Source organism: Polyangiaceae bacterium (assembly GCA_020633235.1).
GTDB lineage: Bacteria > Myxococcota_A > Polyangia > Polyangiales > Polyangiaceae > JACKEA01.
Genome location: JACKEA010000009.1, coordinates 50,996 through 66,180, shown reverse-complemented (window position 1 = coordinate 66,180; position 15,185 = coordinate 50,996). Strand labels below are relative to the sequence as shown.

Annotated in this window: 8 protein-coding genes; 7 read left to right on the top strand and 1 reads right to left on the bottom strand. The window is 66.5% G+C overall.

Annotation, left to right across the window (positions count from 1 at the left end):
• Positions 1-46 precede the first annotated feature (46 nt).
• The 7 genes from H6717_38370 to H6717_38340 all read left to right on the top strand — a co-directional run bounded on the left by H6717_38370 (position 47) and on the right by H6717_38340 (position 9,303).
• Positions 47-661, top strand: coding sequence for a hypothetical protein (locus H6717_38370; protein ID MCB9582966.1), 615 nt, complete (start codon positions 47-49; stop codon positions 659-661).
• Positions 658-1,209, top strand: a complete 552-nt coding sequence (gene nadD, locus H6717_38365; GenBank protein MCB9582965.1) for a nicotinate (nicotinamide) nucleotide adenylyltransferase — start codon at positions 658-660, stop codon at positions 1,207-1,209. Before H6717_38370 ends, nadD begins: the two co-directional genes overlap by 4 nt.
• A complete protein-coding gene (locus H6717_38360) occupies positions 1,206-2,066 on the top strand; it encodes a DUF2520 domain-containing protein (GenBank protein MCB9582964.1) in 861 nt (286 codons plus the stop codon). Before nadD ends, H6717_38360 begins: the two co-directional genes overlap by 4 nt.
• Before the next feature lie 55 nt (positions 2,067-2,121).
• Positions 2,122-5,592 carry a sigma 54-interacting transcriptional regulator gene (locus H6717_38355; protein MCB9582963.1) on the top strand — a complete coding sequence of 1,157 codons (3,471 nt, stop codon included), beginning with the start codon at positions 2,122-2,124 and terminating at the stop codon, positions 5,590-5,592.
• Positions 5,589-5,951 carry a hypothetical protein gene (locus H6717_38350; protein ID MCB9582962.1) on the top strand — a complete coding sequence of 121 codons (363 nt, stop codon included), beginning with the start codon at positions 5,589-5,591 and terminating at the stop codon, positions 5,949-5,951. The genes H6717_38355 and H6717_38350 overlap by 4 nt, the downstream gene beginning before the upstream one ends.
• A gap of 38 nt (positions 5,952-5,989) precedes the next feature.
• Positions 5,990-8,140 carry an ATP-binding protein gene (locus tag H6717_38345; GenBank protein MCB9582961.1) on the top strand — a complete coding sequence of 717 codons (2,151 nt, stop codon included), beginning with the start codon at positions 5,990-5,992 and terminating at the stop codon, positions 8,138-8,140.
• 188 nt (positions 8,141-8,328) lie between these two features.
• Positions 8,329-9,303 (top strand): DUF4388 domain-containing protein, encoded by a 975-nt coding sequence (locus H6717_38340; protein ID MCB9582960.1) that lies wholly within the window; start codon positions 8,329-8,331, stop codon positions 9,301-9,303.
• Between the two features lie 1,100 nt (positions 9,304-10,403).
• Here the strand turns inward: H6717_38340 and H6717_38335 are convergent.
• Positions 10,404-14,957, bottom strand: a complete 4,554-nt coding sequence (locus H6717_38335) for a hypothetical protein (GenBank protein MCB9582959.1) — start codon at positions 14,955-14,957, stop codon at positions 10,404-10,406.
• Between the last annotated feature and the right edge of the window lie 228 nt (positions 14,958-15,185).

Genomic DNA, 15,185 nt, shown 5'->3' with positions numbered 1-15,185 from the left:
GCGTTGGACCTTGCGGAAAAACCAAGTAGCTTGGCAGCCATACGCCATGCGATTGGGGCTCCTCGGACCGGCCAACGGACAGGGCGAAGCGCTCGAGCGGGCCGCGCGCTTCCTGCATCAGGAGCTGGCCGTTCAGCGGGCGGTGTACCTGGGGACGGACAGCGCTCTGGACGAGCTGGTGCGCCGTTGGGCCGAGAGCCTGGTGGGGGCGGATCCCGCGGATCACGCGCTGTGGAATCGGGCGGCGGAGAGCTGCGTCGGAGCGACGCCCCACGAGATCGACGCGTTCCTCGTCGCCGAGCGCGAACGCCGCTCGCTCTCGATCTTCGAATCACTTCCGGGTGACGGCACCCGGCTCTTGGAGCTGCTCGGCGGTCGCGTGGTGGTCATGATCCACGACAAGGCGGATCTGGACGAGGACGACATCGCTTCGGCGAACGTCTTGGTCTACGGCAAGAGCGGCGAGCCGTTGGTGAAACAAGTCGGCTCCCGTTGGTTCCTGTCACCCGGAAGCCTGGACCACTTCGGCATGATGGTGCTCGAGGATCTGGATGACGGCATCCACCTGGCGCTGTTCGACAACATGGGACGCGAGATCCGACGCGAGCGCTTCATCGCGGGCAGCGGGCCACGCCTCAGCATGCGGAGCCCCGAGTCGTGACGCGAGTGGCGTTCTATGGCGGCAGCTTCAACCCACCGCACGTCGCCCACGTGCTCGCGTGTGCTTACTTGCTGAGCGCGATGGACGTGGATCGCGTGCTCGTGGTTCCGGTGTTCCGCCACGCGTTCGAAAAACCCCTGGCGCCCTTCGAGCACCGCGTGGAGATGTGTCGCCGCGCGGTGGCTTGGCTGCCGGGGGTCGAGGTGAGCTCGGTGGAGTCCGAGCTCGAGACGCCGAGCCTCACGCTGCGGACTCTGGAGCATCTTCGCGCCCGGCATCCGGACTGGTCCTTACGCCTGGTGGTGGGCTCGGACGTGCTGTTCGAAGCGCGAAAATGGCACGCTTTCGAGCGGATTTGCCAGATTGCGCCGCCTCTGGTGCTGGGGCGAGTGGGCTACCCCCACGCGGACGCACCGGTCGCCGTGTTGCCGGAGGTGTCGTCCACGCGCATTCGAGAGCTGGTCGCTTCGGAGAGCGAAAAGGAGCTCGCTCACCTGCTGCCGCGTTCGGTGCTCGCCTACGTGCTTGAGCAGGGCTTGTATCGATGAACGTCACCATCTTGGGTGCCGGCAAGGTGGGGCGCGGACTTTCGCGGGGACTCGCGTCGACGCCGCACCGCGTGCAGTTGATCGCGCTCGGTCGCGGTGTGCGCGCTCCCATTCGAGATGCGCTGTTGGTGCTCGCCGTACGCGACGGCGACCTGCAGCGCGTCGCGCGAGAGCTTGCTCCCTGGGTGTCACGCCGCACCGCCGTGGTGCACGTGGCCGGAGCGATGGGCACCGAGGTGCTGGCGCCTCTGCGCCGATGCGCGGCGGGTGTCGGTCAGGCGCATCCCATGTTGAGCTTCGCATCGCGGAAGACGAGCCCGAGCTTCGCGGGTGCATTGCTGCTCGTGAGCGGAGACGAGGTTGCCGTACGGCGAGCGAGCACGCTGGGGCGCGCGCTGGGCATGCGGCCGCAGCGGTGGCGCGTGAAGCGCGCGCTCTATCACGCGGCGGGGGGCATCGTCGCCAACGGCGGTGTGGCGCTCGCCGCCGCCGGAGCAGAGCTGTTGGCGGCGGCGGGAGTGCCGCGGGACGAGGCGGCGCGGGTGTTGGCCCCCTTGCTCCGGAGCGTGGCCGACAACCTGGAAGTAGTGGGGCTGCCGGAGGCGCTGAGCGGCCCGATCCGTCGGGGCGACGCGGCGACCGTGGCTCGACACCTCGCGGCGCTCCAAAAGAGCGCGCCGGCGCTTCTGGGTCTGTATTGTGAGTCCGCGAAATTACAGCTTATTTTGGCAAAAGCCTTGGGGGATGCGGCACCTGAGGCGCTGCGCAGCGTGGCAGCCGTGCTGGATTCGGGTGGGGCATCCAACCCCGGTGTAAGTTTCCCCACCCGAAAATCGCGAAAACCGCAGAAAAAATAGGAGTTCGCGCGTTGCCGAGGCCCCCCGCCGAGGTTAGCGTTAGAGGGTCTTGGCGGTGCCTTCCCTCAGCTCTGTCGCATCGGAGCTTCGTCCTTCGTTTCAGGTGCTCGACGACGTCGTGCGCCTGGTCAGCAGCCACGGCGTGCTCGCGGTGCGCGTGCCGGAGGTGGCCATCGCGCTGGCCGCCGCACGGCACGTGGAGCGGCGCGCGCAAGCCGTCGGTCGAAACGTGTTCAGAGCTGCGCAGCTGAGCGAGAGCCCCTGGCGGGACGTCGCTTCGCGACTCGGAATTCGCGCTCACGCAGACGACGCTGCCGAGGTGGGACGCCTGCTCGCCGTGCGCGCGTCGGCGGAGCACGCCGTGTTGATCGCTCCCCTTCGTGCTCGTGACGCTTGGGGTCAGGCCGTAGTCCGCGCCTGCGCGGAGCATCTCGATGGCGCGTTGCTCGTCGTGTTGGTCATGCCCGACGCAGAGCTCGAGCTCCGCACTGCCAGTTGGTTCGAGCTCGAGGCAGAGCTGGACGACGTCAGTGCAGCGCGTTGGTGGGAAGCCGTTGCCGCCCTCGGGCGCGCGCGTCACGGCAGTCGGCTCGCCGAGCTCGACGGTTGGCATGCGGCGGCGCAGGTGCTCAAGCCGCAGCCGTGGGTATTTCCCGAATCCGCGGCGGCGCGACAGTTGGCGCAGGCGTTGGTGCTCGCTGCTCGGCCGTGGCCGGAGCCGGCGCTTTCTCGCCTGGGGGATCGCGACGCGGTCCAAGAGCTCGAAGCGCTGGGTCTGCTCGAGTCACGGGACGGCTTGGTGGAGATCGTGGAGCTCGAGGCGCCCGCGCCCAGCGCTGCGGACTCCCACGTCGCGGCGGCGCTGGTTGAGGTTTTTCCCGAGGATCCTTGGGCTCACGCTCGAAGTGGCGAGCTGCTGACGCGCTCGGGTCAGGTGCAAGCCGGCCAGGCCGCGTTGCGCCGGGCGTTGGCCTTGGCCGGGGACGCTACCAGTCGTGCGAGCTTGTGGCAGCGCTATCGCAGCGCGATCGAGTCCCTGAGCGCCTCGCCGTCCGCGCTCTTGCTCGCCGGTGCGGAGTTGGCGCTGGATCTGGGAGACGTGGACGTCGCCTTGGATTGGGCCAAGGCCGCCTCTACCGGGGAACCCTCCTTCCGCGCAGCCTTCGTGCTCGGTCGCGCCAGCTTGGCGCGAGGCGATCTGGTGAGCGCGGACGCGGCGCTGGCTCGTGCTCGTGATCTGGCGCAGGACAGCGAGCGGCAAGAGGCCATCGTTCAAATCGGAGAGGTGCGCTACGCCCGCGGCGATCTCGCGGAGGCGGAACGCTTGGCGCAAGAAGTGCTGAGGGCGGCGCAGGATGGCCGGGTGCGTTTGGGGGCGCGCAACCTGCTCGGCAAGATGCTCTTGGCCCGAGGCGATTGGAGCCGCGCTGACGAGCACTTCGCGGAGGACGTTTGCGACGCCATCGCCCTCGGCTTGTCCACGGAGGAGCTCCGGGCCCGCGTCAATCGCGCCATTGCTCTGCTGTCGCGCGGGAGCTCGGACGAAGCCCACTCGATGTTGGATGCCGTACTGCGTGACGGCGAAGAGCGGGGCGAGTCGCGCGCGGTGGCATTTGCTCTCTCGAACCTCGCGGTGCTGGCGATCGAGCGACACGACTACGCCGACGCCCTCGGACTTCTCGAGCGCACCACGCTAGTTCACCGCCGCTTGGGAGACCGTCTGAACTTCGCCCGCGACATCACCAACGTCGTGGAGCTCCGGCTGCGCCTCGGTCTGGTGGAACAGGCGGAGCAGGCATTGCGCTTCGGCCGTCAGTCTCTGGGCGCGGGTGCTCCGGCGTCCCGACTCACGGAGCTGTCGCTGGCCGCCGCTCGTGTGCACCTGGAGAAGGGTCGCACTCTCGAGGCGGAGCGCGACGTACGCGCCGCCCTGCGAACCGCCGCCCACGCGAGCGACGGCGACAAGGTTGGCGAGTGCCATCGTCTGGCGGCGCGCATCGCCTTGGAAGACGGCGTCGTGGCCCGCGCCGAAGCGGAAGCCGCTCGCGCGATGGAAATCGCCGCGTCCCCCTACGACCGCGCGGAAGCAACGTTGCTCACGGCTCACGTGGCGCGCGCTGCCGGTCGCGGTGGAGAAGAGCCCGCCCGAGCGGCCGTGGTCATCGCCCGAGAGGCCGGGGACGAAGAGCTCGCTCGAGAAGCCCACGTGCTGGCCGCGGAGATCGCCTTCGGCGAGGGAGACGTGGACGCGGCGCGCGCTCACATCTCCCAGGCCCGGGCCCTTCGCGACGAGGTCGCCGCCGCGCTGCCATCGGATCTCCGCGATGCCTATCTGGCACGCCGGGACGTGATGCGCGTGGCGCGCCTCGAGCGCCTGGCTCATACGGACGCGGACGATGTCGCGCCGCCAAGCGAAGGTCCCGTGTCGGCCTCGCGCCCACGAGCCAACAAGTCGGGTCCCCGCTACGTCGGGCGTCACCCAGCGGTTCGGGCGCTGCTCGACTCCGCGGCTCGCGTGGCTCCCACGGACAACACCGTGTTGCTGCTCGGCGAGAGCGGGACCGGCAAGGAGCTGGTGGCCGAGCTGATCCACCAGCAGAGCGCGCGCGCGGCCGGGCCCATGGTCAAGGTGAACTGCGCCGCTTTGGTGGAGTCGCTGCTCCTCAGCGAGCTGTTCGGCCACGAGAAGGGCGCGTTCACCGGCGCCGGCGCTCGGCGTCGTGGCCGCTTCGAGCGAGCGGACGGCGGCACTCTGTTCCTGGACGAGATCGGAGACATCTCGCCCCGCACCCAGGTCGCCCTGCTCCGCGTGCTCGAGGAGCGCACCATCGAGCGCGTGGGTGGCAGCTCGCCGATCCCCGTGGACGTTCGCATCGTGTGCGCCACCAATCGGGATTTGCGGTCGATGGTGGAGCGCGGCGAGTTCCGCGAAGACTTGTTCTACCGCTTGAGCGGGATTGCGCTGGCAGTTCCGGCGCTTCGAGATCGCGTCTCGGATCTGCCGCAGCTCACCGAGGCGTTGCTGGAGCGCATCGCGCGGGAGCGCAAGGAAGAGCCCAAGCAGATGTCGAGGGAGTCGCTCGAGCTACTGGCCCGGCATCGCTGGCCGGGCAACGTCCGTGAGCTGGAAAACGCCCTTCGCGCGGCCTCGCTCTTCGCCGTGGGGGACGTGATTCAGGTCTCGGACCTGGTGGAGCACGTGGAAGCGCTACGACGAGTCCCCACCGAGCCGGTGGTGTTGGACACGCGGCGCGCGACGCTCCCCCCACCTTCCCCGTCTGCCCCGGCCGACGTCTCCCCCGTGGTGGAGGAGCCGGTGACCGGCGCAGCGTATCGAGAGATCCGGGACGGCGTCAGCCTGTCGGACCTCAAGCGCAACATCGAGCGCGAGTGCATCGCACGCGCGCTGGCGGAGACCTCGGGGAACATCACCCGCGCGGCGAGCATTCTCGGAATGAAACGCCCGCGTTTGAGCCAGCTCGTGAAACAGTACGGACTGTTGGAGACTTTGGAGGACGTGTCGTGAAGCGGTTCAGCCTCCTCGCCCTCGCGGCGTTGGTTTTGTCCTCGGTACTGGGATGTGCCATGGACGTTCGAGACTCGGGGGACCTCGGCGAGCAGGGCTACGAGCTCGACGTTCAGGCGGCTCAGGAGCAGCCCCAGGACACGCCGAGCCAGCCTGGGGATCCGGTCAATCCTCGGACCCCGCCAAATGGCGGCCCAACGCCCTATCCCTGGGCCGGCCACGCCGCGGAGCCGAACGATCCCAAGGATCCCACCCCGTATCCCTGGACGTGGGGAGCGACGGACGACCCGACCAATCCCGCTGGTGACGTGGAGAACGCCACCAAGGACACCACCGGGACCACGAACACCACCCACTGAATCGCCGGCCCGGCGGTTGTCGGCTACCCTGGTGACCCGTGGATCTGCGTACGCGGACAAGTCTGTTCTGCGGTGCGCTGGCTCTCGCGATCGCGGTTTCCATCCTGCTTCGCGGTGGCCGGCGCCGAGCCCATCTCTACTTCGCGGCTTTCGCCGCGGACATTGGCCTCTGGTACATCGCACAGTGGCTGTACCACTTCGTCCGCGCGGACGTCTGGGTACGGTTCACCGCCATTCTCGCGGTGCTGCTCCCGCAGTTCGCCCTGAACCTGTTCGAGGTCATCGTTCCCCGCCTCGAGCGCCGCTCCACGCTGGTGCGCGTGGCGGGCGTACTCATGATTCCGATGCTGCTGTTGGTGCTCTCGCCGCAGCACGACCACCCGCTCGCGCGTGGCGCCGTGGTCTTCTACGTGTTCAGCCTGCTGTCCGCGGGCCTGTGGTCGCTCGCCAAGCGGGGTGAGCGTAGTCGCTCGCGTGCGACCCAACGTCGCGTGCGTTTCCTGGTGCTGATCGGCGCCCTCGCCGCCGCCTTCACCCTGGCGGACTTCCTGTGGTTCATCGGCGCGCCGCTGCCCCCGGTGGGCGCCGTGCTCAGCATCGTGTTCCTGTTCGTGCTGGCAGAGTCGATGATCCGCGAGCGGCTGGTGGATCTGTACGACATCCTCGGCCAGCTGCTGGTCTCCACGCTGCTCGCGTTCTGCCTGGCGGGCATCTTCTACGTGTTCGTGGATCTGGTGGGTGGGTTCTCCACCATGTACCTGAACGCGATCCTCGCTTCGATCGTGATCCTGGTGCTGTTCGAGCCGCTTCGGGACAAGGTCGAGCGCTACATTCACCGCGTCTTCTTCCTGGAACGCGTGGATCTCGAGCGCGCCGTATCGAATGCGCGACGAGAGCTGGTGCACGTGCTGCAGGTGGGAGAGATGATGCAGATCGTGCTGGCCGAGCTCGAGCTTTCGCGCCGTGCCACCGGTGCAGCGCTCTACCTGCGGGACCCGGTGGGTACGGATTTCGAGCTGGGCCTCTCCTTTGGACCGGCAGCACCTGCTCGCATCGATGGTGCCATTGCGCGTCCGCTCCTGGAGCGACTGCACACCGCCCCTTCGCTCTTGATGGAAGAACACCTCCGCAACGTGGCGGAGGCGCGCCGCGGGGAGCGGGGACCGGAGCTGGACGCCGACGAGCGCTTGCTGGCCGCCGCGGAGCTCTTGGGTCCGCTGCGGGACGGCGTGTGCTTGGCCATTCGTGGCGAGAACAAGGCATTGGTGGGACTGCTCATGGTGGTGGACGATCGCGTCAGCGACGCTTTCTCGCCGGACGACGTCACGCTGCTCGAAGCCCTGGCCGTGCAGATCGGCGTGGTGATCGAGAACTCTCGGCAGTATCGCCGCATGCAGGAGCGGGACCGCCTCGCAGCACTGGGCCAGATGGCGGCGGGTCTCGCGCACGAGGTCAAGAATCCGCTCGGAGCAATCAAGGGTGCCGCACAGCTCTTGGCCGAGCCTCAGGACGGACCGCTCGATCCTCACGCGGAGGAGTTTCTCGGGATCATCCTCGAGGAGGTCGATCGTCTCGATCGCGTCGTGGGTTCCGTTCTCGACTACGCCCGACCATCCAAAGGCAATCCCGGAGCGGTGGACGTGAACGCAGTGGTACGGCGAACGCTCCAGGTGCTGTCGTCCCAAGGGCGCTCCGTAGAGCACTCCATCCGCACGGATCTCGACGAGCTCTTGCCTCCGGTGCGTGCGGATGCCGAACAGCTGCGGCAGGTCTTGATCAATCTGGTCCAGAACGCCTGGGAGGCAGGAGCCCAGAACGTGTCCGTCACCACCTCCATGCGTCAGGGGGGACCCGGCGACAAGGAGGGGCCCACCAGCGACTGGGTGGAGATCGCCGTTCGCGACGACGGCCCGGGCATCCCGCCCGCGGTCCTCGACAACCTGTTCGTTCCCTTCTTCACCACCAAGGACAAGGGAACCGGTCTGGGCCTGGCCATCAGCCAACGCATGGTCGAGGAGATGGGGGGCCGGATCGACGCCTCCTCCCGAGCGGTGGGCGGCGCCGTCTTCTCCATCGTGCTGCCCGCCGAGAGCTCCGGCCGGACCTCGATGGCGTCCCTGCGAGATGTCATGGGGGAGGGGAGCCGCCCGAGCGGCCCGGCGCCCGATCCCGAGGTCGAGCCAGCCTGACGAAAGGCCCAGAAAAGCGGCCCGAAATGCCCCTGACCCGGGCTCCCGCGGGCAGGGCTGGCAGAGTGCACTCAAGGCTCCCCCTTTGCTTGACCGTATCTATGCGTAGGCCCTATCTTTTTGCTTCGAAGCCTGTACGAGACGCGCCTCGTCCGACGGGCGTTCCTGGTGGGCTCGAACGCTAGCTAATGCCCGACAGACTCGCGCCGAATCCATCCGGTCCGCAGGCAGGGTCCCCGCGCAAGGGGCTGGCGCTGAGGTTCATTTCCGGCAAGTACCAAGGTGGGGAGTTTCCCATCGAGGAAGGCCGTCAGATCATCATCGGCCGCTCCAGCGATCTCGACATGGTGCTGGTGGAGGAGATGGTCTCGCGGCGGCACGCCCAGATCGAGATGCGCAATGGCGTCATCACGATTCAGGACATGGGTTCGACCAACGGAACGTTCGTCAACGGTGAAAAGATCCAGTCCGCGATGTTGCGGGAGGGGGACCGGGTCCTGATCGGCACCTCCATCCTGAAGGTGGTCGCAGTCAGCGCGGAGGCTCCCTCCAGCAAGCGCGACCTGGAGGGTCTGGCCGCTCGCCGAGCCGCGCAGCGCCGTGGCAAGGACGACGCGCCGCGCATGACCGGCAACCTGGAGGAAATCCCGCTACCGGATTTGCTCCAGCTGTTCGGAACCTCGCGCAAGACCGGCGTACTCGTGCTGCGCACGGACACCAGCATCGGTCGCATCTACCTGGACCAGGGGATGATATCGACTGCGATGATCGACGGTCAGCCGGAGCTCGGTGCGCTCAAGGCGTGTTACCGCATGCTCACCTGGGCCCACGGCCTCTTCGAGCTGGATCCCCCGGCGGAAGAGCCCATCGAGAATCCCATCAGCGTGAGCGTTCAGGAAATCCTGATGGAGGGCTTCCGCCAGCAGGACGAGCTCAACGCCCTGCTCGACAAGATCCCGTCCCTCGACAGCCGCTTGGTGCTGCGCACTCCGCTGGAGGCGCCGCTCCATGAGCTCGAGCCCACGCATCTGGATCTGCTTCAAACCGCGCTCAACGCGCCCAGCATCAAGGCGCTCTTCGATCGCACGCAGCTCACGGACTTGGAAGCCGCCGAGATCATCGCCAGTCTCATCAAGCGCGGCTACCTGATGGCCGCGCCCTGATCGCGCTCCGCCACCTGATGACCGCGCCCTCATCGCGAGCCACGGCGGTGATGAGCGCGCCCTGATCGCGCTCCGCCACCTGATGACCGCGCCCAGAGCGCGCGCTTCGTTCGCCAAGACGCGCGCGCGACATTCTCGCGCGCCCGCCGTCCTTCGCCCGCGTCCCTTCAACCCCGCGTGTCGCCCTTGTCCATTTGAATGTCGGTGCGCCGCGGAACCAACTCGGAACGGACGTCGCTGCCGTCATTGCCCCACGGACGAGCTTGCAGTCGTCTTCGCGCTGCACTCGCGTTCCGACCTTGAGCGCGCCGCTGCGCCGCCATCGGCGCCGGCGATGGACAGGCGTGGTGCCGGCCGACGCTAGCCGGCGCGTGCACCGTCGCCGGCGATGGACGGCGTGGTTCCGGCCGACGCAAGGCGGCGCGTGCACCGTCGCCGGCGATGGACGGCGTGGTGCCGGCCGACGCAAGGCGGCGCGTGCACCGTCGCCGGCGATGGACGGCGTGGTGCCGGCCGACGCTAGCCGGCGCGTGCACCGTCGTCATGCGTCGCCCCGTGTTTCAGCGCCGGGCACGCTCTCGTCTGGGCGAACCTCGCGCTTGCCGAGCAACACAGGGACCCGCGCGAAAGCGGACGTGATGGCCGAGGCGCGAAGCGAGGTCTGGGCGAGATTGGCAGGACGAATCTGGGGGACGCCGCAACGCCGCACTCAGTCGTCTTGTCTGCTCGGGTGCAGGCGGGACCGGCCATCGCAGGGCGGGAGCGCGCGCGCCGGAGCGGCGGTCTTGTCCGGCCATCGCAGGGCGGGAGCACGCGCGCCGGAGCGAGCTCGCTCCGGCGCGCGTGCTTCGCGGTGTCGGACCGGCGTTCTTTCGACTCAGAAGGACGTCCGGGACGCGTCGTGGCCGCGGCGGACCAACATCATTTCGAAGAAGGCGGGGAGGGGACGGGGGACGACGAGACGAGGGGACGAGGGACGACGGGATGGCGGGACGACGGGACGGCGGGACGAGAACGAAACGAAAAGGCCCGGTGACGAGCACCGGGCCTTTCGGGCGTTCGGCGAGGGCGGCGAAGACCGCCCTCTACCGTGTTTGGGACTAGTTGAGGTCGATGCTGCCCCAGCCATTGAACGGGCCGTAGCCGACCATGTGGCCCAGCTGTACGGAAGCGTCCAACAGACCAACGTAGTTCCGGAAGTCCGTGGCTGCGCTGCCAGCGTCAGCCCGCTTCTTCGGGAACCCATCGGCATCCAGCACGTACTGCACTCGACCATAGGCGTCCAACGTGGGGTTGGTCGCAGTTCCCTGCACCTCGTAGGCCAGGGCAGCAAGCAGGTTCGCCATGTGCAACATGCGCGAAGCGATGCCCTTGTCCACGGTCTTGCCGTCGATCTGCCAATTACCATAGCGGCGAGCCACGTAGGTGTAGCCAGATTCGGGGTCGGTGAAGAGTGCCTTCTGAGCGTCCGGGATGTTGATCTGGTCGACGCCGCCGTCGATCCAAATGCGCATCTTGTTGGCGAGAGTCAGGTCTCCATTGAGTCGAGCGAAGATGTGCGCGAAGACCAGCGTTCCGACCTGCTGCTTGTAACCCACGTTGGGGAACAGCAAGTACGAGCCAGCAGGACGAGTGGGTTCGGCAGCACCCCCCAGCTGGAACGAATGAACCGGCGGGTTAGGTCCGTCCGCCGCGAGCACGTACGGGGCGACGGTCTCGAAGTCTCCGGAGAGAACACCACCCAAAAGACGATCGATCGCCTCGGGCATGTCGCTGCGGAAGTTGATGTTCACGTTACGGCCGTCCAGGTAGTTCTCACGCGAGATGGTGAACAGCACCGCACGTCCGTCCGTCAGGGTGCGAGACGCATCCGACTTCTCGAACGTGAAGCCCGCGTGGTTCACGTAGTTCTGGTAGTCCCAGGAACCGCCACCACCAGCCGTCGAATCGAAGTCCGGGTCGACGTACCGCCCAGTGGCGGCATCGATGCTGAACGACGATGCGATGTTCAGACCACAGTCCGAGTCCCACAGCGTAGCCGTGGTACCTGCCGGCTTGATGCAGCTCTGATACTCGCCGATCTGCGGGGCCATGAAGGCTTCCGAGATTGCGTCGAACGTCTTGGTTTCAGCCATGATGTAGGGACGCCACCAGTCGTCGCTGCCTGCGGCCTGAGCGAAGCTGCCGTTCTCTTGGAGTCGCGCGTTGTTGATCGCGGTGTTCCAGTGGTATGCGCGCAGCCGCTCGTAGAACTCGCGGGACACGCGCGACGGCAGGTTTCGGTAGTTCCAGTCGCGGTTCTGACGCCGGAAGTAGGTCCAGGGATATCGGTCCTGGAACTTGTTGATGGTCTGAACCGTGGCCTCGTACATGTCCGCGCCCGCATCCGACGGGTTGGTGTGGAGGTACGCGTTCGAGCTCACACCCCAGCGGTAGGGCCAGCGAACGCTGCCCGCGTTGGGGATGTCGGCCTTCACGTGCACGCGCGGGGCGGTACCCCAGCCCTCCCAGCCTGACACCGTGGTCGAATCGAAGTCCTGCCAGAAGGCGTAGTCCTTCGGAGCGGCGGAGCAGACCTTGCCGTGAACGATACGCCATTCACCGCGGGCATAGTCGTCTTCCGTGGCGTCGCGGCAGCGTGCGGGATCGAACACCTTCATCAGGCGTGCTTGCTCCGTGTAGTGAACGACTCCGACGCCAGAATTGACGAGGTTGAAGTCGACGAGCTGGCTGAGGAGCCGGGGCGCGAAGACCTGCTGTTCGTCCGTGCTCATGATGTCGGGATCGAACGTTTGGAGCACGCGGCCGTACAGCACGTTCATGGTGTGCAGATCGTACTGACCCAGACCCACGTTCTCGAAGAAGCGCTCGTTCTGGTACTCCATGGTGGAAGTGTTGGCGAAATAGTTGATGCCGGGGCGCGATTCCGAGCCCTGACCCATCTCGTCCGCCGTCTCCGGATCGAGGTAACGGGGACCCATGCAGGTGTCGTTCTCGATACAGGCAGTGTCGCCGGGATTGCATCGGGCCGCACCGTTGCAGCTCTGGGATGCCGTGGCGTCGCCGTCGTGGGTCCGGAGCTGCCAGTACTGCGGGTTGTAGTTCGCGCTGTCGAAGGACGACGCAAACTGGTGCAGCATGCCCAGGGAGTGACCGACCTCGTGGAGGGCGATGCCCTTGTAGGTTTCCTTCCACAGGTGATCGTAGATGAGGTCCGCACGCTTCTTGGACAGCGCCGCCGCATCCGCTTCCGCGTACTCGGGGAAGTTCTGCTTGATGCTGTCGTCGTTGTACTTGTTGGCGAACCACTTGGCGACGCCCTGGACATCCAGGTTGCCAACGTTGCCAGCGTAGATGTCGCCAAAGCAGATGCCGCGAGCCTGCATGCGCAGATCCACGAGCTGGTTCAGCTTGTCGGTCTGGGCCACGTCCATGCCTCGCAGGGGCGAGACCATGTCCATGATGTTATCGGCGGTGACGTCAGAGGGATTCATGCCAGCGACGTCGAGAGCCCAGTTCGGATCCACCATCTGAGTCTCAATCGGCTGGCCACGAACCTTCTTCGCGATGGCATCGTACTCAAGGTAGGACGTGGACTGGGGTCCGGGCCATGCGACACTGTTCTTCTGTGTTTCGGCGATTTGCATCAGCGATTGCCGGGCCGTCGACGGTGCCGCCTTCTTGAGCGGGCTGCCGATGGAGAGGGACGCGTGCTCTGCGTCGATCATGCTGACCCGACGCTGGATCTCGTCGTTGCTCATGACTTCCGGCGTGCGGCCATCCCGCAGGCGCTTCTCATACAGGGCTGCCGGGGTTCCGTTGGTGATGTCCTCGAAGGAGAGCTCGCCGTTGGCCACCATGATGATGTCGCGAACCATGGCCGCGGCGTAGGTCGCGGAACGACCCATGGTGGTGGCGGCGGCACCGATGATCATGCCGGTGACCGGATCCGCTTCCCAGTTGGCGATGCCGCCCCAGGGCGCGCGGGAGGCGTAGGGCCAGTAGTACATGAAGTTGCGACGGATATCGCCGACGCGAGCCGTGGTACCCCGAGGGCCGCAGGCGGCATTGTCGTACGGGCGCACGGGGTTGTGGCACATGGTGAGCACCTGGTCCTCGAGACCCGCGGCGTTCTCCTGGCTGCCGTCGTTCAGGCGGGGCTTCTCGATGTCCCAGGCGCCGAAGCTCACCATCTCCGTCTGGTTTGGATAGAAATAGTAGCCGTGGCACGTGCCCCGGTCGCCGGTGTTCGTGCGGCGGCACTCGACTTCTCGAGCCTTGGCCACGCTGAAGCGCATCAGCTGGTTCCAGGATTCGATCAGATCCTCGCTGGACCCGACGTCCAGACGCTGCCCGCTGTTCGGATCCCAGTGGTCCAAAAGCTCCGCGGGGATGTCCTGGTTGACCCAGTAGGTGACTGGCTTGATGCGCCGGTCGCGGATGGGCAGCGTGCACCAGTTACGGCTGCTGCATTGCGAGCCCTGGTTGCCGCTGTAGCCAGTGTTGGCGTTTTCACACTGGTCGTCCGTACCGTTGTTGTCGGCATCTCCGCGCTTGTCGTAGCTGCAGGGTACCGTGCAGGCCTTGGCGCCGTTGCCGTCCGGCGTGAGGACGCAGGAGCCGCCACCACACTCCGCATCCGTGGTGCAGGAGCCGCGCATGATGTGGCTCTGCTTCCAGATGTTGTGGACGTGCATGTGGGATTCCATGCCGGCGTCCGTGTAGCCGTACTGTGGATCCCACTCGACCCGGGGCGGCGTCACGATGCCAACCTGGAAGCTGTCGCCCAGACCACCGGGGTTGCCGACGATGTCCAGCGCCGCGTGCGTGTTCTCGAGCGGCTCGAAGTCCGCCGCCGAGGGCACCTTGTCCATCTTCCAGTAGGAGCTGCGGACCACCGCTTCTTGCGGGTCGCAGCTGTCGACCGCAGAGCCAGTGTACAGGCCCTGGATCACGCAGGAGGGGATATCCATACCCCACATGTGCGTGGACTCGGGCTCGACCCAGAACTTGCTGGTGACGTCGAAATAGCCCTGCTCCGGCTCGAAGTGCGGCGCGTCCGGATTGCTGCGGTCGTTCACGTAGTACGCGAGGGGGGTGACCTTGATGTCACCGAAGACCTTGCCGGCGAACATGTCGAACCACAGCGGGGTATCCACCAGGTTCAGCGACCAATCCACCCGCATGTGGTCGCGCTGGTACCAGACTCGATCCGTCGTGTTCTCGGTGACGACGTTCAGGTCCTCGCCCGTCTGCGGGTTGTAGGCACGCTTGATGTCGAAGTGCTTGGTGATCGGGTAGGCGGCGACGATTGAGCCGTTGGTCTTCCCGGGATCACCCTTGTTGTCACCCGCGATGTTGTACGCCCTGCGGGCGATCAGCATGTTCTCGGTGATTTCCCACTTGATGCGGTCCACACCGCCCCAGGACCCGATGCCCACCATCGATTGGGCCTCGGAGCCATCCACCACGAAGTTCCGCCAGTAGAAGATCGGATCGTCAGACGGATCCGAAATCTTCCCGACGAAGAACTCCTTGGACAGGGCGTCCGCCTGAACCTGGTTGATGGGCTCACGCTCCTGGGCGCAGCCCACCGCGTTCAGCGCGATGAGTCCAAGGCCCGCAATGAGCCTTCTCGTCCATCTCGAGTTCATGCCGTTCTCCTTCAAGATCTCAGTGCTTGTTCGGTCGCTTTTTGTCGCTCGGGGGGCGTCGCCGCGACACCGTGTTCCCGAGGACAAAGTCGAAGCCGTCGCGGTATAGGCAAGAGCCGAGCCAGAACGTTTCCCCTCAGAAACAGCCCGTTTTGGCGTGGTGCTCACCGGCCGGGAAGGCGGCGCGCACCCTAGCCGTTAGACCTCTAACTGGCAACGAGGATGTGA

Bases quoted from the DNA above. Each gene is read 5' to 3' on its own strand.
- H6717_38370 (MCB9582966.1), top strand. From the start codon at position 47: ATGCGATTGGGGCTCCTCGGACCGGCCAACGGACAGGGCGAAGCGCTC.
- H6717_38360 (MCB9582964.1), top strand. From the start codon at position 1,206: ATGAACGTCACCATCTTGGGTGCCGGCAAGGTGGGGCGCGGACTTTCG.
- H6717_38340 (MCB9582960.1), top strand. From the start codon at position 8,329: ATGCCCGACAGACTCGCGCCGAATCCATCCGGTCCGCAGGCAGGGTCC.
- H6717_38335 (MCB9582959.1), bottom strand. From the start codon at position 14,957: ATGAACTCGAGATGGACGAGAAGGCTCATTGCGGGCCTTGGACTCATC.